Source organism: Gordonia phosphorivorans, assembly GCF_042432625.1.
Lineage (GTDB): Bacteria > Actinomycetota > Actinomycetes > Mycobacteriales > Mycobacteriaceae > Gordonia > Gordonia phosphorivorans.
Window position 1 is genome coordinate 1 of record NZ_JBHLWV010000012.1, and the last position, 19,034, is coordinate 19,034.

Sequence of the window (19,034 nt, forward strand, 5' to 3'; positions counted from 1 at the left end):
CGCCGACCATGTCGTCGAGAAGGCGCGGCTCATGCCTGGTCTGACGGCTGTACGCGACGCCGGGCGCAAGGTTTGCTACGCGGACCTTGCGCGGGCGATCGAGGGCTATTCTGTCGCGCTGAGCGAGAACGGCATGCGTGAGGAGGCTGCGCTGTGCGCGGCGGCGGCGCATTGCTGCCCTCGGTTGTGCGGCCATGCTGATCCGGAAGCGTTGGCGCTCGAGTTGTCTCGGATCGTCGATTGGCTGGGGCGTGAGCTCGACTACCAGGAAGTCGTGCGGCTGCGTGTGGGGTGACTTCTCCCGCTGGAATTCGCTGATCCTTCAATTGGCCGATAGTCGGATTCGGTCGCAGACCCGTACTATCCTCGGAGAGGTCATTCCTAGGGAGGCTGTTCAGTGCGATATCTTCGACGACCGGTGGTAGTTGCCAGCGCAATTGTTCTCGGCCTGAGTGCACTGATCGGTGCGCCGAAAGCGGCTGCGCAGAGTGCAACGATCGTCTCAAGCAAGCAGGTCGGCCCCCAGGAGTACAGCGTCGAGGTGTATTCGCCCTCGATGCGGCGCAACATCACGACTACCGTGCTGCGTCCGAAGGACACCAGCCGGCCGGCGCCGACTCTATACCTGCTCAACGGTGCGAGTGGGCCCGAGAACAAGGCCAGCTGGGGCGACAAGACCGACTACGTGAAGTACTTCGCGAACCGCCACGTCAATGTGGTGACGCCGCAGGAGGGCGCCTACTCCTACTACGCGGACTGGCAGCGGAACGACCGGTCGCTGGGTCGAAACAAGTGGCAGACCTTCCTGACCAAGGAACTTCCGCCGGTGATCGATGCCGCGTACGGCACCACCGGAAAGCAGTCGGCAGCGGGAATCTCGATGGCGGGGACGTCTGTCTTCAACCTGGCGATCGCCGCGCCGGGGCTGTACGAGTCGGTGGCCGCATACAGCGGTTGCGCACGCACCAGTGACCCGCTCGGTCAGGAGTACATTCGCCAGGTCGTCGAGGGGCGAGGTGGCGCCGACATGACGAACATGTGGGGACCGCTGAACGGTCCGGGCTGGCGAGCGAACGACCCCTACCTGCAGGCGCACAAGCTTCGCGGAACCAAGGTGTACATCTCCACCGGCAACGGGCTCCCCGGCAAGCACGAGAATCTCGAGGCTCCCGACGTGCAGGGGAATCCCCTGGCGCTGGGCAATCAGATCGTCGTCGGCGGCGTCATCGAGGCTGTCGTGAACCAGTGCACCAGCGACATGATCCGGGCCCTCAAGCGCAATAATGTGCAGACGACCACGCTCGTCCGTCCCAACGGCACTCATTCGTGGGGCTACTGGCAGGACGATCTGCACAAGACCTGGCCGATGATCGAACGTGACCTCCGCTGATTCGATCGGGACCCTCAGTGATTCTCCTCTTGGAAAGGAAGCCCCATGACCAACCCCTTCGATGACGAGAACGGCCGCTTCGTCGTACTCGTCAATCACGAGAACCAGCACTCACTGTGGCCGACCTTCGCGGACATCCCGGCGGGCTGGACTCAAGTGTTCGGTGAGGACAGTCGCGAGGCGTGCCTGGCCTATGTGGAAGAGAACTGGACCGACCTGCGTCCGCAGAGCCTGATTGACGCGATGGAGCGTGACGCGGCCGAGCGCGCGGGAACCTGACCGGGGCTTGGTCGGGTCGACCGGGCACGGGTCGACGCCGAGTGTCGATGCACTGAAGGTGACAGGTATCACATTGGTGGGGCTGCCGCGGGCTGCGGCAGTTTGGAATACTGCGCAGTAATACCCCGAACGGGGGAGCGGACTGCGGGGAATGCCCGCCAGTGATAGGTGCCGACATGACTGATCTTCTCAGGCGCATTGCCGAGCGAGGCACGGCGACGCCCTGGATGACCGCCGTCCGACTTGGCGGGCGGACCGTGACCTACGGTGAGCTGTCGCAGCAGTTGAACGGGTATCGTGCCGTCGTCGGCGAGCAGCAGCTTTCCGACAGCGCCGCGCTGGCGGCGGCGCTGATGAGTCTCCTCCCCGAAGCGCTGCTGCACGCGCCTGCCCAAACTCAAGCCCAGTGGATCGCCGACGCATGCATGTGGTTGGGGCGAGGCTTGGCGGACGACGGGCAGTTGCCGGCCGCCGTCTAGTCCGGCAGATCCCGACGGCGCCGCCACCGGGATCGGCCGAGCGCGTCGCGTCGCGCTTCTCGAAGGGCCGCACCGAGCACGGCAGTCGTGCTGCGCCGATCGTTGACGGGGCCTCCCTCGGGCAACGGCGGAGCCCCGGGCCGGTGGCCTATCCACTCCTCGCAGATCGCGTCTCAGGCGAGCGTGAGCGCTCGGCCCGACTATCTCTGAAAGTTGGGCCGTTCGGCGTCTCGGCGTCCCTCTCGGTCTGGAGTAGGGTGACCGCGACGCCCCCACATTCGGAGAGTAGAAACCCGTGACCAGCACCGACCTCCCCGTGCGCCGTGCTGCCGGCGCCCCGGCGCGGCGGTTCGGGATGCACGGGGTGTCCTCGGCCGGAAGGATCCAGCGCTTCGGTGCTTTCGCCTTGGCGGTCGGGTACGGGATGCTCGCCGTGCTCGCGCTGGCCTCCTATCCGCACTATCGCGGCGTGGTGGAACCCTGGTGGCCGGGCACACACCTGGCGGGTCTCCTGGTGTGCGCGGCGATCTGGGGTGTGGTGGGCGGGGCGAACCGGCCGGACTGGGTCGGTCCCGCAGCCGTCGTCAGTTGGGCGATGTGCCTGGCGTCGGTGCTGTCCTGGCAGCCGGCGTGGAACGGGGCGGACCTGGATCTCCTCGGAGTGGCCGACCGTCCCATCCTGCAGAACATCTTCTTGCATCTGCCCGCCGTCGCGCTGATCCTGGCGCGACGCTCGGGGTGGGCGGTGCTGGCCCTGGTCTCGTGCGTGGGAATCGGCGCTGTGGGCGTGGGTCAGCTCAGCTACGGGCGCCTCGACCTGGAGCTGCTGATGGCGACCTTGTGGTCGATCGGCGTGACCCTCGTGTACCTGGCGCTGGTGCGCGCGGTGATGGTGGCTGCCGACCGTACCGACCAGGAACGACGACGGGCGCTGCGGGCCGCTCGTCGAGGCAGTTGGTACATCGCGCGGGATCGGGAAGGGCAGCGCCTGGACGCCCTGGTCCACGATCGCATCATCGCGCTGCTGGCCGAACTGGACTCGGGCCGCAGCGATGCGTTCACCGCAGAACAGGCGCGGTCGGTGCTCGACGAGCTCGCCGACTGGGAGAGTGCCGCCGACGCCGAACTGCCGGGACGGGCGCTGACCGGGGCGGAGATCTCCACGAAACTGGCCACCGCCGTCTCCGAACTGGGTGGTGCCTCCGGGGTTCAGATCGACCTCGAGGAAGTCCCCGGCGCCGAGTATCCCTTCGAGGCCGCGGTGGCCCTCTCCGATGCCGCGGTGGAAGCCGTGCGCAACGCGCGTCTGCACGGCGGGCCCGCGGTCACCTGCCTGGCGCGGATCGCGGTGCGGGCCGACGACGTGGTGGTCGAGGTGGTCGACGACGGAGTCGGTTTCGAACCCCAGAGTCTTCCGCCCACGGCGATCGGGGTGCCGATCGCCATCGGCGAACGCATGCATAGGCTCCCGGGCGGCAGTTCCGTCGTCGACAGCGAGCTCGGCGCGGGCACCCGGGTTCGGCTCGCCTGGCACCGCGCCGTGGCGGGTGTCTCGTGACGGGTGGGCGCACTGTGACGGGTGGTCGCACCGTGGCCGTGCCGGAGCGACCGTGGCAGCTGGTCAAGGCGTCGCTGCTGGTCGCCCTCGTCGCGCTCGCGGGCACGGTTCCGGTGGCCATCCCACCCACTCGGTATCCGGCCGCGTACTGGGTGCTCACCGGTGTGGCGGTGGCCGTGGTGGGGCTGCTGCTGCTGTATCTGGTGTTCTGGTGGGATCACTTCGGCACGCAGACCGGGCGGGTGATCGCCGTGTTCGGGCTGGTCGGGACCGCCGGGTCGGCTGCGGCGGCCGTCGCGCTCGGGATGCCGCCGTCGTTGACCAGCCACTATCCGGTGATCTCCGCGGGGGTGCTGGCGCTGGTGCTGCTGGTGTTCCGGGGCTCTCCGTGGTTGGCCTGGGCGTGCTTCGGCGGGATTTCGGTGAGCGTGGTGTTGGTGGCCCGAGCGCTCGGATTCACCGGGTGGTTGGGGGTCGCCTACCCGCTGGCACTGGGCACCACCTTCCTCGTGGTGACCGCGGCTGCGGTCACCCTGCACGGAATGCTGGGCGAATTGAGCGCACTGAAGTGGCTGCATCGCGACGCAGCCAGCCGCACGCGCAGCGCCCGTGCGGCTGCTAGTCGCCGTAGCGCCCGGATCGAGCGGCTATCCGTCGACGTCGGTCCGCTCCTGTCGCGCGTGGCGCAGGGCCGGGAACTGACCGCCCAGGACCTGCGGGAGGCGCGGCTGCTGGAACTGGGCTTGCGCGACGGGATCCGCGGAGCTGTGCTCGATACTCCGGAGATCGGCGCCGTGGTGCGCGGGGCCCGGGAACGCGGCGTCGGGGTGACACTGCTGGACGACGGTGGCCTGGCAGCCTTCCCGGAGCGCGAGGCGCAGACCGTGCTCTCGTCGGTGACCGAGCTGGTGGTCGGCGAACTCGCGGCGCTGCCGGCCGGAAAGATGGTGGTGCGGGTGCTGCCGCCGGGACGGGAACCCGCGGCGTTGATCACCGTCGACGCCGAGGATGCGCCTCTGCGCCGCTGGAGTGTGCGCTCAGACGGAACGACCGCGCCGACCACCGGAGGGTGATCGACGCGGTCGGTGAGTTCCGGGGTGGGTCAGCGACCCATGCCGGCCAGCTGGGTCACGGCGTCGCCGCTGAGCTTCCAGGTGCCGTCGACCTCGACGTAGGTCAGGGTCAGGTCGATGGGCTGCGGGACGTGCGGGGACTTCACGGCCACGGTCACCGTGGCGGCCGAGTTGCCGTCGATCTTGTCGGTGGACTCCACCGACTTCACCGTGTACACGTCCGGGGTGTAGCCGGCGGCGCTGGAGCCCTTGCCGTAGGCGATGATGGCGGTCTTGGTGGCCGGATCGGTGACGTCGACGACGCTGTCGATCTGATCGGCCGGCGTGGCCGGGTCGACGGCGGTGCGGAGGATCTCCTGCGCCTGGGCGTCGTCGAGGCCGTCGACGGCCTCCTTGATCTGATCGGTGGCCGAGGCCGCGGCGGACTTGACCGTGCTGGTGGCACTGTCGACGGAGTCGCTGGAGCACCCGGTGAGGGCGATGGCGGCGCCGGCTGCCAGGGTCGTCACGGCCAGGACGGGCTTGCGCAAGGTCTTCTGCATCTTTTCAGATCCTTCGTGAGTTGGTCAGGTGAACCTAACCTACCGTGCCGGTTCTGCCCGGCACTAGGGGCGGGCGGTATCGAGGACCCGCGGAGCGTCGAAGCTCATCGTGAGGTCGGCCACCGAACTGCTGGTGAGGGCGCGGCGGGAGAGTTTCAGGGACCGCAGCTCGTCGGCGATCGGATGGGAGCCCAACGTGAGGGAGGCTCCCCCGAGTCGCGTGCGGGTGCCGTCGGTGGATCCCAGGCGCCACGGCGTCCGGCGCGTGACGCCGTCGAGCTGCGAGTACGACTGCAGGGTCGTCTCGGAACCGGCGCCGGGCACCGGGATCCCCCTGCGCACCGTGAGCTCGGCGATCAGCCGGCCGTCGGCGCTGACCCGACCTCGTTTGGTGGCGCTCGCGTGGTCGACGTCGAAGTCGGCCATGATCTTCGGGAATCCCCAGATCCCGCGCCCGGCGGCCAACGTGAACTCGCCGTCTACCGGGAGCTGGTGAATCAGTGCGTGCGCGTCCCCGCGGCCGAGGGCGCGCAGGGCGCCCAGCCCGGAGGTGCCCGGTGCGGCCGGGTCCTCGACCAGGAAGCAGACGCCGAACTCGTGGTACGGGCCCAGGTCGCCGTCGAGGTATTCGACGAACACCAGCATGCAGAGCGCGCGTCCGGACCGGATCTGCAGCGGACGCAGGCCGGCCGTGCCTGCGGCGGCGATGGCGCGCCCGACCGCTTCGGCGTCGGCGGTGTAGCCGGCGACGAAACACCGCGCGGAGCGAATCTGTACGGGCAGCGTCACGGTGGAGCCCAGAATGTCGTAGGTCTCGTGAAGGGTCATGCCTGTCGACGATAGATGCGACAAAGGTCGGAGTTGTCGTATCCGACAGATAGTGTGAGACGTAAGTGTACTTCGCGGGTACTCATGCGGGGCCGGTGCAGCGACCGGGCCAGATGAGGCGGATGATCTCGGAAGGTGAGGGAGGGGCACATGCCCGACGAGGCGGATCGCGCCGTGCTGCGGATCGGGATGGTCGACGATCACCGGTCGCCGGTGTGGGGGGTGGAGCGCATCCTGGAGGACGTCGACGACCTCGATCTCGTGGCTTCGGCGACCACCGTCCGCGGCCTGTTGGAACAGACTCGCGACCTGGACGTGGTCCTGCTGGATCTGCGTCTCGGCGACGGAACCACGCCGATGGAGAACGTCAGCCTGCTCGACGAGAACGACATCGGCACCGTCGTCTACACCTCTGGTGAGCATCCCGACCTCCTGCGTTCGGCGGCCCGAGCCGGCACGCTCGGCATGGTCCTGAAGTCGGCGTCGGAACAGGAGATCGTGGCCGCGGTGCGGGCGGCCGGTCACGGACACGAGGTGCTGACCACCGAGTGGGCCGCGGCGATCGACGGCGACCCGAACCTGGATGCGGTGAACCTCAGTCCCCAACTGCAGCGCGTACTGACGCTCTATGCCTCCGGCGGAACGTCGGCCAGCGTCGGAGCCGAACTGGGTGTCGCGCCGGACACCGTGAACGAATATCTCAAACGCATTCGTCAGAAGTACGCCGACGTCGGCCGTCCCACCCACACCAAGATCGACCTGTTCAAGCGGGCGGTCGAGGACGGTTGGCTGCCGATGCCGCGGCGTTCGGTGACCGACGATGGTGACCGACGATAAGCGCGACCGTCGGCTCTCCCGCCGTGACCGGCGGGATGGCGAGATGACCGTGGCCGCCGTGCGGCCGCCGGTCTCGGTGGGGAGTACGGAGACCGATCGTCTCCTCACCATGATGACCCGCTTCGTCGCGGCGGGCTTCGCCGTCTACTTTCTGATCGCGCTCCCGGTCCTGGACGAACCGGCGGGAATGGTGGCCTCCTGGTTTCCCGCGGTGGCCGCGTTCCTGGCCTTCGGGCCCGCGGTGCTCGTGCTGGCCTCGACGTGGCGGGCGCGGGCGGCCCGGCTGATTCCGGTGCTGGTGTACCTGTCCGCGGTGGGCTATCTGGCGGCCTGCGGGCTCTGGTACCTCGCGTGGAACGGCGAGTCGACCTCGGCGGAGCAGGTCAGCTGGCTGATCAACTTCGCCGGCCTACCGGCGCTCGCCGTCGCGCTGCACCGGCTGCGGGATGCGCTGGTGGTGCTGGTGCTGTGCTCGGCGCTGCGGGCAGCGCTCATCGTCTCCGGCCGCGGGGCGGGGCCGGAAGTGTTCGCGCAAGAGGCGCTCTGGAGCATCGTCTTCACGATTCCGTTCGTGGTCGCGATCCGCATGGTCATGCGGATCGGTCGTCTACTCGATCAGACGCGCGCGGAGGCGATCCAGGTGGCCGCGGAGGCGGCCGGTGCGGCGGCCCGAAACTCGGAGCGGTCCCGTTTCGACGCGCTGATCCACGATCAGGTGATCGCGACGCTGCTCGCGGCCAACGACCGGCACCCCGACCACCGGTTGGCCGAGCAGGCGCGCTCGGCCCTGCACGAGCTGGCCGTCATCGCCGACGGCCCCGACTCCGCGCACGAGGTGCTCTCCATCGCCGAGACAGTGGCCCGACTGCGCACCATGGCCACGTCGATCGAGGCGGACGTGCCGCTGGGTGTGGTGAACAAGGACGGTCTGGACGAAGCCGCGGCGCGCTACCCCGAGTACGCGATCCGTGCGATCGCCGAGGCGATGGGTGAGGCCATGCGCAATTCGGTCATGCATGCCGGCCCCGAGGCCGAGCGGGCCGCGCTGGTGGAGGTGGAAGCGGAGTCGATCCTGCTCACCGTCGCCGACAACGGCGTCGGCTTCGAGGTCGCGGACGTCCCGCCGGAACGGCTCGGGATCGAGGTCAGCATTCGCGCCCGGCTGGAGGACACTCCCGGTGGCAGCGTCGCGCTCAGCAGTGCCCCGGGGCGGGGGACCACGGTGCGCTTGCGGTGGGACGGACGCTCATGAGTCTGCGGACGTGGCGGCGCCCCGCACGAAACGACCTCTCGGCGATCATCGGTATGCAGACGCCGGGCGCGGGCTTGTTGGCGACCGGCCTCTGGGTGGCCTATGTGCTGCTGGGGCTGACCGGCGGCGGCATCACCTCGCCCGCGCTGTACGTCTCGGCCATGGTGCTGCTGTGCGTCGCCGGTGCGTTGGTGCTGCTGGCGCCGGGGGACCGGATGGACTGGCGGGCCACGGCGGTGGCCGCCGTGCTGCCCGCCGTCGCCCTGCTGATCGGCTCCACCGGAACCGGCGAGCGACCCGGTGTGGCGGATGCGACCCTGACCGGCGGCGTGGTCACGGTCTTGGCGTTCCTGTTGCTGCGCGGGCGCCTGGCCTCGGCCTGGGCCGGCTTCCTGCTGAGCGTGGTGGTCACCGTGCTGGCGGCGCAGATCGGCGGGCCCGATCCGGCCATGGTCGCCGCCGTCATGCCCAACACCGCGGTCCTGCTGCTGGCCACCTTCTTCGAGGTCATGGTGCGGCCCCGCGCCGAGCAGATTCACGCACTCCGGCGCCGTACCGAGGTGCAGGCGGTGGCGCAGGCCGCCGCGCAGGGCGCGATGGAGGTGCGCGAGCGGCAACTGGCCTATCTCGACGAACGCGCCCGCCCGTTGCTGGAACAGATCGCCGCCGGCGACGAGCTCGCCCCGCGGACGCTGACCGAATGCGGACTGGTCGAAGCGGCGTTGCGCGACCGCATCCGGGCCCCCGGTCTGGAACCGCTGGACCTCGGCGCCGATGTGTGGGCGGCGCGGGCGCGCGGAGCGCGGGTGGTCCTGCTCGACGACCGGAGATCCCCCGACGACGACGTCACCGAGCTCCTGCGGCCGCTGCAGGCCGCTGCGGTGACGGCACTGGGACGGGCCGGTGTCGGCACGGCGGTGACCGTGCGATTGCTGCCGCCGGGTCGGCCGCTGCTGGCCACGCTGTCCGTCGTCGGCGACAACAGCCAGAGCCGCCAGGACTTCGGATTGGACGGTGCCGCGCGCACCGAGGCCGACCGTGCCGCCGACCGGGACCGTGTCGGTCGACCAGAGGCTTGACGGGCGGTGGTGGCGCGTGAAAATTGTCCCCATTTCTGGGTCTACCCGGCGCGCGGCCGCGTTCCTAAGCTGATAGCTGCGGTGCTCATCCGTAGTGGTCGGGAGATTTTCAAGGGGGGACAACGGTGACGTTGATGGCTGTGTGTGCAGAGCCGAGCTTTGCGAGCCATGCAATTCTGGGGGACCGAGAAAACCGGCCGGTACTCTCGCAGCGCGAGATCGAAGTACTGATCGCCTGGTTGCTGGCCGAGTCGAAGGAGGAGGCCGCTGCTGGTCTCTTCATCTCGGCGTCCACGGTCAGTACGCACATCTCTCGTATTCGGGCCAAGTACGACGCCGCCGGACGGCCGGCACCGACCAAGGCGCACCTGCTCGCCCGCGCGCTGCAGGACGGCTACACCGACCTCGACCGTTGGTGACCGTGCGTTCGGCCGAATTTGCCGCTGGTCTGCGCGAACCCCTACACTAGAGCGGTTGCCTGCGGTGCATGCACCGCGAATCGGCACGCGAACCCACTGGTTCTGCCCTCCTCGGAGGAAAGATCCCAGGCAGGCGCGTGTTTCGGTGGCAGCGGACCGAGTGTGTCGGGTCGGCAATCCGGCACACATCCAGACCAGGTCAAGGAGACCAGCAGTGATTCAGCAGGAATCGCGCGTGCGGGTCGCCGATAACACCGGTGCGAAGGAAATCCTTTGCATCCGTGTTCTCGGCGGATCTTCGCGTCGCTACGCCGGCGTGGGCGACGTCATCGTCGCCACCGTCAAGGACGCCGTCCCCGGCGGCAACGTCAAGAAGGGCGAGATCGTCAAGGCGGTCATCGTGCGCACCGTCAAGGAGCGTCGTCGCCCGGACGGCTCGTACATTCGTTTCGACGAGAACGCAGCCGTCATTCTCAAGAACGAGACCGAGCCCCGCGGCACCCGCATCTTCGGACCGGTGAGCCGTGAGCTGCGTGACAAGAAGTTCATGAAGATCGTGTCGCTGGCACCGGAGGTGATCTGACCCATGAAGATTCACAAGGGTGACACCGTGATCGTCATCGCGGGCAAGGACAAGGGCGCCAAGGGCAAGGTCATCGAGGCCTACCCGAAGCGCGAGCGCGTCCTCGTCGAAGGCGTTAACCGCATCAAGAAGCACACTGCCGCCTCGGCCAACGAGCGTGGCGCCGAGTCCGGCGGCATCGTGACCCAGGAAGCCCCCATCCACGTCTCGAACGTGATGGTCGTGGACTCCGACGGCAACCCGACGCGCGTCGGTTACCGGGTCGACGAAGAGACCGGCAAGAACGTCCGTATCTCGCGCAAGACCGGGAAGGACATCTGATATGACCACCTCTGAGAAGACTCAGCCCCGTTTGAAGACTCGCTACCGCGAGGAGATCAAGGGCAAGCTGAACGAAGAGTTCAACTACGACAACGTGATGCAGATCCCGGGTGTCGTGAAGGTCGTCGTGAACATGGGTGTCGGTGACGCCGCTCGCGACGCCAAGCTGATCAACGGTGCGGTGGCCGACCTGGCCCTGATCACCGGTCAGCAGCCCGAGATTCGTCGTGCGCGCAAGTCCATCGCCCAGTTCAAGCTGCGCGAAGGCATGCCGATCGGCGCCCGGTCCACCCTCCGCGGTGACCGCATGTGGGAGTTCCTGGATCGCCTGGTGTCGATCGCGCTTCCGCGTATCCGTGACTTCCGCGGCCTGAGCGATGCTCAGTTCGACGGCAACGGCAACTACACCTTCGGCCTGAACGAGCAGTCGATGTTCCACGAGATCGATATCGATTCGATCGATCGCCCCCGCGGCATGGACATCACCGTCGTCACCTCGGCCACCAACGACGAGGAAGGCCGCGCGTTGCTGCGTGCCCTGGGCTTCCCGTTCAAGGACTCGAACGCGAAGGACAACTGACATGGCAAAGAAGGCTCTGCGGATCAAGGCCGCCAAGAAGCCGAAGTTCGCGGTGCGTGGCTACACGCGCTGCAACAAGTGCGGTCGCCCGCACTCGGTGTACCGCAAGTTCGGCCTGTGCCGAATCTGCCTGCGCGAGATGGCGCATGCCGGCGAACTGCCGGGCGTGCAGAAGTCGAGCTGGTAAACCTCACTCAGCGCTGAACCGGTTGCCGCAAGGTGGCCGACGGCACTGACGACGACGGTCCCGCTACCCGCAAGGGGAGCGGGACCGTCGTGTTTTTGTGAGGACGATCGCCCGGGAACATCCCGCGCGGTTCGCGCGGGCACTGGCGCGCGTAGCCGCCGGATGGGTCACCGCGCGTATTCCGCGGTCTTGCACGTCGGAGCGGTTCCCGAACGCCGAGCTCGCTGCCCGGGCGGCGGCCTCCGGCGATACGGGCACCGACGTGGTCGTGTGCCGGGGGGAACCGGGCTCGGTGAGCCGGATCGATGCCCGCTGCCGCGATCGATCGTCGGTCGCCGGCCGCGGGGCGGTCATCGCATACCACCTGTGCCGGGGACTGGAGGCGGCGGGCGTGGCCTTGGCCGATGACATCGGAATCCTGGTCGACGTGCGGGAGCACACTCGGGACTCCTCGAGGGTCAGCATGGGCAACGCTTTCGCCGTGGTGGGGGTGCCACTCCCGGACGAGGACGACCCGGCCGCTTTCGGCGAGACCTATCGTCGTGCCGTGCGCCGGGAGAACGCGCTGGCGCAGCTGCTCGCCTCACTGACCGTGCGGTACCCGTTGGTCCGGCTGGGCCGTCGGATGAACGCCGCGGCGGAGCCGGGCGGGGCCGGCAAGCCGGCGGCCGTGACGATCTCCGACTTCAGCCAAGCACCGGTGCTCAAGTCGTTGCGGTGGCTGGCCGACCCCGCCCGTCCAGCGGTCCACGCGGTCGCCTCCACTCCGATGTCGGAGAACCACCTGGCCGTCTACGTGACGGAGGCGCGCGGTCAGCTGTGTGTCTCGGTGAACTTTCACCGGAGCGCGTTCCCCCGCGAGGTGATCGAAGCGGCGCTGCAGAACGCGCTCGACCTGATCGAGGCCTGGTGCGAGGGGAGTCGACGATGAGGCCGCGGATGCCGCGTAGCCGCGGAGTGATCGTCGCGATCGTGGCGGTGCTGGTCGCGGCCGGGACGCTGGGCTGGGCGATCCAACGGCATCAGGCCCCGCCGCCCGAGCCCGGGACGGCGATACGGCTCGACGTGCGGGGCGTGCCCGACGGACCGGTGCCCGCGGAGTTCGCGCCCGGTGTCGCGACCATGGTCTCACCGGCCGACGACGATGACCCCGGCACCCGGATGCGGGTGGACGACGGCCTGCTGACGTTCCGACCGACGTCCTCGGACGCGGCCGAGGCCTACCTGAGCACCCCGAATCTGGGGGCGCCCGTCGACCAGATCGGTGCACGGTTCACCTTCCTGGCATCGGAGAAACCGTCGTCGTCTCAGCGGCCCGAATTGGATGGGGACGCCGGGTCCATCGCGCTGGTGGTCTCCGCCGGCACCGAGAACCGTGTGCCGCAGGTGATCCCCCCGCTGCCGATCCACCTGGTGGTGACCCCGGTGAACTGGAATCTCGCCGTCCACGACAAGGGTGCGACCGATCCGCTGCAAGTGATCGCGGCCGGACAGTTCGCCGAGCGGCTGGTTCAGGACGGCTCGCAGCTGTACGACGTGCAGGTGTCGATCGACGGACCGACCGCGACGATCTCACTGCCCGACGGGAAGACCACCTCCGTGACGGACTCGCGGATCAGTGCGTGGCGCGCGAACTACGCGACCTTCGAGCTCTATTCGGTGCATGGCGGGACGGCCAGTCGCGGGGCCTTCCAGGCGGTGTGGGCGCGCAGTGGCCGGTGAGAGGGGGAAGGCGGCGGCCGGGACCCTGGACCAGATCTTCTCCAGCGCGAGCAACGGACTGATTCTCCTCGCGCTGGCGGTGGTGAGCGATGCCGCCGAGTTCGGCCAGCTGTCGGTGGTCTTCACCGTGTTCGCCGCCGGTGTCGGTCTGCTGCGCGGCGCTCTCGGCACCCCGCTGCTGCTGGTCGCCGACCGGGGGTTGGAGTACGTCCGCACGCAGGGGCGGCACGCGGTGGCGGCGGCTCTGCTGGCCGGCCTGGTCGTCGGCGCGGCGATCGTCGCCTACGGCCTGGCCGACCGCGACTCGGCGCTGTGGGTGGTCGGTCTGGGGGTGCCGCTGCTGATGGTGCAGGACGTCATCCGATACGTGGCGATCGCGGCCGGGTAGGCGGTGAAGGCGGTGATCTGGGACGGCCTCTGGTTCCTCGGCAGCGCAGCGGCGCTGTTGGCCACCTGGTCGTCGCCCGATTCGATCACCCCGTTGATCCTGGTCGCCGGCTGGGTGGGACTGGGGGGCCTGGCCTGTTTCGGGGCGGGCGTCGCCATGCGGGTGACGCCGCGGTTCCGGGGCGTCACCGGGTGGCTGCGGGAGGACGGACGACACCGACTGTTCTTCGGCATCGACGCCGGGCTGGAACAGGTCGGTGTGCTGTTGGTTCTGCTGATCACCGCGGCCATCATCGACGACGCGGGCGCCGGAGCGCTGCGGGGCTCGGCGGCCATGCTCGCGCCCTTCGCGATCCTCACCGCGGCCATCCCCCTGGTGGTGATCCCGGAGAGCAAGCGGCAGGGCCGCGAAGGCCATCAGACGTGGGCGGTCCTGCTCAAGATCGCGCTGATCACCGGCGGCAGCGTGTTCCTCGTCGGACTGGCCGCGCTGTTCGTTCCCGAATGGGTGGGTCGCTTGGTGCTCGGCGACACCTTCGCCGGTGCACGACCGGTGCTGACCGTGATGGCGTGCGAGTATGCGATCGGGGCCGTGCTGTACGGCTTGGCGACCTATCTGCGAGCACTGAAGCGCAGCGCCGATCTGGTGCGGCTGAAGAGTGCGCACCTGCTGTTGACCGTCGCCGGCGCCACCCTGGCGGCCCTGATCTTCCACTCCGCCGTCGCCGTCGCGCTGGGACTGGTCACGGCGAGCGTGATCCTCCTCGTGGTCGCGCTCGGTGTGGTTCGCCCCTGGCGCGAGCCCGACCGGTCCAGCGCAGCCGCGGCCGTCCGCGACCCGGAGCCGGTCGTCGACGCACGGGCGCAGGTGCCGCGATGACCACCATCAGGGCCGCGGCGCCGATCCGGCCGCGGACCGAGCGCGCACTCGTACCGATCCCCGAGATCAGCGCCTCTGCGCTCCTCGGCGTCTGGGTCTTCGTGGCGATGGGTGTGCTCACACCCAGCGTTCTCGCCGGAACGACGAGCTCGCACGGCGACCGCTGGTGGTTCGGTGCGCTCTTGATCATCGTCATCGCCGCCGGCCGATTCGCCTGGCTGGTCGCGGCGGGGGAACGACGACTGTTCGAGATGACGTTCTGGATCTACACGTACGTGTTCATGGGCCTGGCGCCGATGGCGCAGATTCGCGAGCACACCTGGGCCGCCACCGTGAACCGGACCGACTGGACGCTGGTCGGGCCCACCGTCGCGCTGGTGCTGGCCGGCCTGTTCGCCTACCTCGCCGGGGTGGCCGTGGCGTCCGTTCGCGGTCGGCGCGCGCCGGAGGCGACGGTGGTGCGCGGCACACCGCGTCGTGCCGCGGCGGACGCGATCACCGAGGACCTGTCCTACGGCCGGGTCGTGCTCCTGGCCTGCGTGGCGATCGCCTTCAATGCCGTCTATCTGCAGCGGGTGGGTTTCAACCAGTTCGGCATGACCCGCATTCAGGCCTACGAGACCGCTCTCGCGGTCTGGGGTGAGGGGCCGATCGGCATCCTGATCCGTTCGTCGGTGGGCATGATCATCCTGGTCGCCGTGGTGGCGCTGATTCGCATGCGGAAGATCCTGCGGGCCGCGGACGCGGCGGTGAATCGGGGCCGGATCCGGGTGGTCACCGTGCTGCTGATCCCGGCGCTCGTGCTCCTGGTCGACACGCTCAATCCGATCTCCAACGCGCGGTATCTGTCGGGCACCGCGATCCTGGCGGTGTGCGCGGCCACCGGCGCTTTCGCCACGCCGAACCGTTTTCGGGTGGTCGCGGTCCTGTTCGTCGGTGCCCTCGTCGTGCTGTTCCCGATGGCCGACGCCTTCCGCTACTCGCTGGACGGAGAGTTGGGGTCGGTCAACCCGCTGGAGTCGCTGCTGTCGCCCGACTACGACTCGTTCGCGCAGGTGGACAACGCCGTGCTGGTCGTCGGTCGGGAGGGAGTGCACTACGGGCACCAGTTCGTCGGCGTCCTGCTGTGGTGGTTTCCACGCGCGGCCTGGCCGGACAAGCCGATGGACACCGGCATCCTGATCGCCGACCAGCGGGGCTATCCGTTCACCAATCTGTCCGCGCCGCTGTGGGCGGAGACCTACCTGAACGCAGGCTTCGTCGGCACCGTGGTGATCTTCCTCGCCCTCGGCTGGTGGTTCTATCGGCGTGACACCAAGCTGGACCGGGAGATCCGAGCGATCGGGCTGCCCAGCGTCCTCGGCTGCATTCTGCCGTTCTACCTGCTGATTCTGCTGCGCGGATCGATGCTGCAGGCGATGTCCTATCTCACCATCCTGTGCCTGTGCGCACTCGCCGTCCGCCGTCGACCGTCGCGCGACGTCGAACGCCCGCCGTCGGCTCTGCAGCGCCTGGTGCCGCCTTCGCTGCGGTCGGCCACCCCGATCGGAGGCCGGTCATGACCCGGCGCCGGCGCGCCCTTCTCGTCGCCGTACTCGTCGCCGTCAGCCTGATCGCCACGGTGATCGCCGTGCAGCGTTCCGCGGGCACCGGGTCGCAGACGTCCGCAGATCCCGGATACGGCGAGCTATCGCGACCCCCGGGCCTTCTGGTGATCAGTGACAGCTTCGGCGGCGGCGTGGACCCGCGCATCCCGATCTACTGGGCGCTGATCGCCCGGCGCGCCGGGTGGGTGGCGCGATCGGATTCCGTCGGCGGCAGCGGCTACGCGAACACCGACCAGCCGACCGTCATCGAGCGCCTACCGGCCGACCGCGAACAGTTCGACCCGGACATCATTCTCGTCGACGTCGGCCGTAACGACTTGAGCCTGGACCCCGCGATCGTCGTGCCGAGAATCGGGGAGTACCTGCGGGAACTGCGAAGGACCTACCCGGATGCGGAGATCGTCGTGATCGTGCCCGGCTATGTGTCGACCTACGTGCCGCCCACCCTGGACGCGCTGCGCACCGCGATCGTACGGAGCGCCGAGACCATCGAGGCGGCGGTCGTCGATCCCGTGGCCGACGGGTGGTGGCGCAATCGTGATCTGGAACCGCTCCTCTGGCAAGACGGAGTGCACCTCGAAGCCGCCGGGAACGCGTACTTCGCGGATCGCCTCTACGCCGAACTGGTGCGGTTGGGTATCGCACCGGACAGGGGGGCCGTCTCGTGACCTTCTCGCACTGGAGAATGCGGGTGCGCCGCTGGCGACCGATCGTCGCCCTCGCCGTGCTCGGAGCGCTCCTCGGACTCGCGGCGGGCGCCGTGGTCAGCGCAGCCTGGCCCCGCACCTATGTGGCGCAGGCGCGGGTGATGATGGCGACGCCGGAGTGGAACGATTCGACGGCCACGGCGGGCGGCGGCGGCGATCAAACGGCGACGACCTACGGAGACCAGTTCACCCAGCAACGCATGCCGACCTATCAGGAACTGGTCGGGACGGCGCGGGTGCTGACGCCAGCGGCGGCGGATGTCGGGCTGACCCCCGAGCGGCTCGGTGCCCGGATCTCTTCGCGGCTGGTTCCCGACACCGTGCTGCTGGAGGTGACCGCCCGGGAGACGAACCCGCAGCGCGCGGCCGATGAGGCCAACGCGGTCGCCCGCCGCCTGGTGGAGTCGATCGAGGATCTGGAGAGGTCCACCCCGAACGCCGTCTCCCCGATACAGCCGGTCCTGGTCAACGGGGCGACGGCCCCCGCGCGCGCGTCGTCGCCGCACATCGGCGCGGTCCTGGCCTCCGGGGCGGCACTGGGGCTGGCATTGGCGCTCACCGTCGAGGTGCTGCGTCGCCGGGGCCGGGCCCGCCTGGACTTCGCCGACGGAGGCCCGCGGCTCGGCGGTCTGCCTGTTCTCGGCGTCCTCGGCCTGGACGAGGACGCCGACGCCGAGTGCCGGGCCCGCGTGGCGCGCGATCGCGGGGAATCGACGGTCCGCGTCCTGGCGCTGGTCCCGGTGGACTCGGGACCCGATGCGACCACGGCCGCGTCTCGACTCGCGGCCGCGTTCGCCGACATCGGGAGCCGGGTGTGCGTGATCGACGACGCCGAGTCGGCGCGCACCCCGGGCTACTACGGGTCGGCGGTCTTCCGCAGTCGCCTCCGCGCGGCGGCGGACGACTACGACGAGGTCCTGGTGGCCACGCGCCCGGTCGGGCGCGGTGCCTCGGCGCTCGACGTCGGTCGGGCGGCGTCGGCGACGCTGTTGCTCGCGGCACCGGACTGCGCGGACGCGGAATTGACCGCCGCGCAGGCCGACCTGGCCGCCTGCGGGATCGAACCGCTCGGCGTCCTGCTCGTCGAACGAGCGGCGCGGCGCGGCGGAGGCGACGACGGGATCGCGGCGGTGCGCGCCGGGCCGCCAGGCCGAAACGCCGAGCAGCACGAGAAACGGGAAGCGACATGGAACTGATCAAGCACGGCCTCTGGGTGCTCCGGCGACGCTGGTACGTGCCGGTCACGGTGTTCGCTCTCGTGGCGATCATCGTGGCCGTCATGTCGGTGGGCGCGGGGGTCAAGATGACGGCGACGACGACCCTGTTCCTCCGGTCTCCGGATTCCGACAGCAGCTCGAGCGCCTATCAGGGCGACCTGTTCACTCGCCAGCGCGGACTCACCTACGTCGACTTCGTGCAGAGCCCGGAGCTCGCGCGGAAGGTCATCGAACGGTTGTCGCTGCCGGAGTCACCCGGCGAACTCATCGCCAAGACGACGGCCTCGATCGCTCAAGACACCGTTCTCCTGCAGATCTCGGTGACCGATCCGGATGCGCAGCACGCGGCCGACATCGCCAACGGTTACGGCGAGGAGATGGCCGCCTACATCGCGGAGATGGAGAACATCCGGGATCCCGACATCGCTCCGCTGGCCGTCCAGCTCGCACCGGCTCAGGCCGACGCCGCCGTCAGCAGCGGCATGGGGCCGACCTTCCTGGCGGCGATCGGGCTGGCGGCGGGCGTGCTGATCATCCTCGCGCTGCTGTGGTTGCTGGAATGGCTCGATCCGCGGGTGCGGTCCCGGCGCGAGGTGGAGGACCTCTCCCAGGCCCCGGTGCTGGCCACCTATCGGTCACTCGACGGGCCGGAGGCAGCGGCCTCTGCCCAGGGTTCGGGGCGTCGGCACACCGTCGAGATCTCCGACGCGGATCTGCAGGAGTCCGGCCGAACCGGCCGGCTGGCGGTCACGGCGGTCAGTCGGATCGAGTCGGCCGAATCGATGATCGTCGTGGTGGGTTCGCGTGAACGTGCCGTGGAAGCCGTCGCCGACGTGCTGCGCAAGGCGGTGGCCGAACGCGGGCGCGACGTGGTGGTCGAGGTCGCCTCCGCCGACATCGGCTCGGCGTTGACCGCGGAGGCGGTCGCCCGGGCCGACGCCGCGATCGTGGTGGTGTCCGGTCCGGAGACCCGCACCCGGCTGCGCTACGTGGTGCGTGAACTGGACCTGCTCTCGACCCGGCTGATCGGGACCGTGGTGACCGGGGTCCGACAGGCGGACACCCCGTCCGGGCTCTATCGGTGAACCGCGCGGCGCGTGGCGGCCG

24 protein-coding genes are annotated in these 19,034 nt (G+C 69.3%); 22 read left to right on the forward strand and 2 right to left on the reverse strand.

What is annotated here, in order from left to right:
* From ACFFJD_RS03530 to ACFFJD_RS03555, 6 genes are all read left to right on the forward strand, one after another.
* Nucleotides 1-295: hypothetical protein (locus tag ACFFJD_RS03530; protein WP_382361028.1), on the forward strand; the 295-nt coding region annotated here is incomplete at its 5' end.
* 123 nt (nt 296-418) lie between these two features.
* On the forward strand, nt 419-1,390 hold the full coding sequence (locus ACFFJD_RS03535; protein WP_382361030.1) for an alpha/beta hydrolase: 972 nt from the start codon (nt 419-421) through the stop codon (nt 1,388-1,390).
* 45 nt (nt 1,391-1,435) lie between these two features.
* Nucleotides 1,436-1,669, forward strand: coding sequence for an MbtH family protein (locus ACFFJD_RS03540; protein ID WP_382361033.1), 234 nt, complete (start codon nt 1,436-1,438; stop codon nt 1,667-1,669).
* Nucleotides 1,670-1,845: 176 nt separating this feature from the next.
* Nucleotides 1,846-2,148, forward strand: a complete 303-nt coding sequence (locus ACFFJD_RS03545; RefSeq protein WP_382361035.1) for a hypothetical protein — start codon at nt 1,846-1,848, stop codon at nt 2,146-2,148.
* A 295-nt stretch (nt 2,149-2,443) separates the two neighbouring features.
* Nucleotides 2,444-3,706: a sensor histidine kinase gene (locus ACFFJD_RS03550; RefSeq protein ID WP_382361038.1), complete on the forward strand. Its 1,263-nt coding sequence runs from the start codon at nt 2,444-2,446 to the stop codon at nt 3,704-3,706.
* Nucleotides 3,707-3,720: 14 nt separating this feature from the next.
* A complete protein-coding gene (locus tag ACFFJD_RS03555; protein ID WP_382361041.1) occupies nt 3,721-4,779 on the forward strand; it encodes a hypothetical protein in 1,059 nt (352 codons plus the stop codon).
* A gap of 29 nt (nt 4,780-4,808) precedes the next feature.
* On the opposite strand, the gene ACFFJD_RS03560 is transcribed toward ACFFJD_RS03555, so the two are convergent.
* Nucleotides 4,809-5,321, reverse strand: coding sequence for an MTB12 C-terminal domain-containing protein (locus tag ACFFJD_RS03560; protein WP_382361044.1), 513 nt, complete (start codon nt 5,319-5,321; stop codon nt 4,809-4,811).
* 63 nt (nt 5,322-5,384) lie between these two features.
* Entirely contained in the window at nt 5,385-6,149 is a 765-nt protein-coding gene (locus ACFFJD_RS03565; RefSeq protein ID WP_382361047.1) for an acetoacetate decarboxylase family protein, read from the reverse strand.
* Nucleotides 6,150-6,299: 150 nt separating this feature from the next.
* On the opposite strand from ACFFJD_RS03565, the gene ACFFJD_RS03570 reads away from it, so the two are divergent.
* From ACFFJD_RS03570 to ACFFJD_RS03645, 16 genes are all read left to right on the forward strand, one after another.
* Nucleotides 6,300-6,986, forward strand: coding sequence for a DNA-binding response regulator (locus ACFFJD_RS03570; protein WP_382361050.1), 687 nt, complete (start codon nt 6,300-6,302; stop codon nt 6,984-6,986).
* Nucleotides 6,970-8,238, forward strand: a complete 1,269-nt coding sequence (locus tag ACFFJD_RS03575; protein WP_382361053.1) for a sensor histidine kinase — start codon at nt 6,970-6,972, stop codon at nt 8,236-8,238. Before ACFFJD_RS03570 ends, ACFFJD_RS03575 begins: the two co-directional genes overlap by 17 nt.
* Complete coding sequence (locus ACFFJD_RS03580; RefSeq protein ID WP_382361056.1) at nt 8,235-9,317, forward strand: DUF8320 family protein; 1,083 nt, start codon at nt 8,235-8,237, stop codon at nt 9,315-9,317. The genes ACFFJD_RS03575 and ACFFJD_RS03580 overlap by 4 nt, the downstream gene beginning before the upstream one ends.
* A gap of 134 nt (nt 9,318-9,451) precedes the next feature.
* A complete protein-coding gene (locus tag ACFFJD_RS03585; RefSeq protein ID WP_382361619.1) occupies nt 9,452-9,736 on the forward strand; it encodes a response regulator transcription factor in 285 nt (94 codons plus the stop codon).
* Between the two features lie 214 nt (nt 9,737-9,950).
* On the forward strand, nt 9,951-10,319 hold the full coding sequence (gene rplN, locus ACFFJD_RS03590) for a 50S ribosomal protein L14 (RefSeq protein ID WP_382361059.1): 369 nt from the start codon (nt 9,951-9,953) through the stop codon (nt 10,317-10,319).
* A gap of 3 nt (nt 10,320-10,322) precedes the next feature.
* Nucleotides 10,323-10,640, forward strand: coding sequence for a 50S ribosomal protein L24 (gene rplX / locus ACFFJD_RS03595; RefSeq protein ID WP_382361062.1), 318 nt, complete (start codon nt 10,323-10,325; stop codon nt 10,638-10,640).
* Nucleotide 10,641: 1 nt separating this feature from the next.
* Entirely contained in the window at nt 10,642-11,220 is a 579-nt protein-coding gene (gene rplE / locus ACFFJD_RS03600; protein WP_246991903.1) for a 50S ribosomal protein L5, read from the forward strand.
* Between the two features lies 1 nt (nt 11,221).
* A complete protein-coding gene (locus ACFFJD_RS03605; protein ID WP_105943221.1) occupies nt 11,222-11,407 on the forward strand; it encodes a type Z 30S ribosomal protein S14 in 186 nt (61 codons plus the stop codon).
* 97 nt (nt 11,408-11,504) lie between these two features.
* On the forward strand, nt 11,505-12,338 hold the full coding sequence (locus ACFFJD_RS03610) for a hypothetical protein (RefSeq protein ID WP_382361066.1): 834 nt from the start codon (nt 11,505-11,507) through the stop codon (nt 12,336-12,338).
* Nucleotides 12,339-12,346: 8 nt separating this feature from the next.
* Entirely contained in the window at nt 12,347-13,129 is a 783-nt protein-coding gene (locus tag ACFFJD_RS03615) for a hypothetical protein (protein WP_382361069.1), read from the forward strand.
* Nucleotides 13,119-13,517 carry an MATE family efflux transporter gene (locus tag ACFFJD_RS03620; protein ID WP_382361072.1) on the forward strand — a complete coding sequence of 133 codons (399 nt, stop codon included), beginning with the start codon at nt 13,119-13,121 and terminating at the stop codon, nt 13,515-13,517. The genes ACFFJD_RS03615 and ACFFJD_RS03620 overlap by 11 nt, the downstream gene beginning before the upstream one ends.
* 3 nt (nt 13,518-13,520) lie before the next feature.
* A complete protein-coding gene (locus ACFFJD_RS03625) occupies nt 13,521-14,396 on the forward strand; it encodes an MATE family efflux transporter (protein ID WP_382361075.1) in 876 nt (291 codons plus the stop codon).
* Nucleotides 14,393-15,958 carry an oligosaccharide repeat unit polymerase gene (locus ACFFJD_RS03630; protein ID WP_382361078.1) on the forward strand — a complete coding sequence of 522 codons (1,566 nt, stop codon included), beginning with the start codon at nt 14,393-14,395 and terminating at the stop codon, nt 15,956-15,958. Before ACFFJD_RS03625 ends, ACFFJD_RS03630 begins: the two co-directional genes overlap by 4 nt.
* Complete coding sequence (locus ACFFJD_RS03635; RefSeq protein WP_382361081.1) at nt 15,955-16,671, forward strand: SGNH/GDSL hydrolase family protein; 717 nt, start codon at nt 15,955-15,957, stop codon at nt 16,669-16,671. The genes ACFFJD_RS03630 and ACFFJD_RS03635 overlap by 4 nt, the downstream gene beginning before the upstream one ends.
* On the forward strand, nt 16,668-17,906 hold the full coding sequence (locus ACFFJD_RS03640) for a YveK family protein (RefSeq protein ID WP_382361083.1): 1,239 nt from the start codon (nt 16,668-16,670) through the stop codon (nt 17,904-17,906). Before ACFFJD_RS03635 ends, ACFFJD_RS03640 begins: the two co-directional genes overlap by 4 nt.
* The gene (locus ACFFJD_RS03645; RefSeq protein WP_382361086.1) at nt 17,897-19,012 is read left to right on the forward strand and encodes a YveK family protein; all 1,116 of its coding nucleotides are present in this window, start codon (nt 17,897-17,899) and stop codon (nt 19,010-19,012) included. Before ACFFJD_RS03640 ends, ACFFJD_RS03645 begins: the two co-directional genes overlap by 10 nt.
* Nucleotides 19,013-19,034: the final 22 nt, after the last annotated feature.

What these genes read in the sequence shown, in the direction of transcription:
- ACFFJD_RS03645 (WP_382361086.1), top strand. Translation starts at nt 17,897, where the DNA reads ATGGAACTGATCAAGCACGGCCTCTGGGTGCTCCGGCGACGCTGGTAC.
- ACFFJD_RS03615 (WP_382361069.1), top strand. Translation starts at nt 12,347, where the DNA reads ATGCCGCGTAGCCGCGGAGTGATCGTCGCGATCGTGGCGGTGCTGGTC.
- ACFFJD_RS03585 (WP_382361619.1), top strand. Translation starts at nt 9,452, where the DNA reads ATGGCTGTGTGTGCAGAGCCGAGCTTTGCGAGCCATGCAATTCTGGGG.
- ACFFJD_RS03565 (WP_382361047.1), bottom strand. Translation starts at nt 6,149, where the DNA reads ATGACCCTTCACGAGACCTACGACATTCTGGGCTCCACCGTGACGCTG.
- ACFFJD_RS03630 (WP_382361078.1), top strand. Translation starts at nt 14,393, where the DNA reads ATGACCACCATCAGGGCCGCGGCGCCGATCCGGCCGCGGACCGAGCGC.
- ACFFJD_RS03540 (WP_382361033.1), top strand. Translation starts at nt 1,436, where the DNA reads ATGACCAACCCCTTCGATGACGAGAACGGCCGCTTCGTCGTACTCGTC.
- ACFFJD_RS03605 (WP_105943221.1), top strand. Translation starts at nt 11,222, where the DNA reads ATGGCAAAGAAGGCTCTGCGGATCAAGGCCGCCAAGAAGCCGAAGTTC.
- ACFFJD_RS03580 (WP_382361056.1), top strand. Translation starts at nt 8,235, where the DNA reads ATGAGTCTGCGGACGTGGCGGCGCCCCGCACGAAACGACCTCTCGGCG.
- ACFFJD_RS03545 (WP_382361035.1), top strand. Translation starts at nt 1,846, where the DNA reads ATGACTGATCTTCTCAGGCGCATTGCCGAGCGAGGCACGGCGACGCCC.
- ACFFJD_RS03575 (WP_382361053.1), top strand. Translation starts at nt 6,970, where the DNA reads ATGGTGACCGACGATAAGCGCGACCGTCGGCTCTCCCGCCGTGACCGG.
- rplX (WP_382361062.1), top strand. Translation starts at nt 10,323, where the DNA reads ATGAAGATTCACAAGGGTGACACCGTGATCGTCATCGCGGGCAAGGAC.
- rplE (WP_246991903.1), top strand. Translation starts at nt 10,642, where the DNA reads ATGACCACCTCTGAGAAGACTCAGCCCCGTTTGAAGACTCGCTACCGC.
- ACFFJD_RS03560 (WP_382361044.1), bottom strand. Translation starts at nt 5,321, where the DNA reads ATGCAGAAGACCTTGCGCAAGCCCGTCCTGGCCGTGACGACCCTGGCA.
- ACFFJD_RS03570 (WP_382361050.1), top strand. Translation starts at nt 6,300, where the DNA reads ATGCCCGACGAGGCGGATCGCGCCGTGCTGCGGATCGGGATGGTCGAC.
- ACFFJD_RS03635 (WP_382361081.1), top strand. Translation starts at nt 15,955, where the DNA reads ATGACCCGGCGCCGGCGCGCCCTTCTCGTCGCCGTACTCGTCGCCGTC.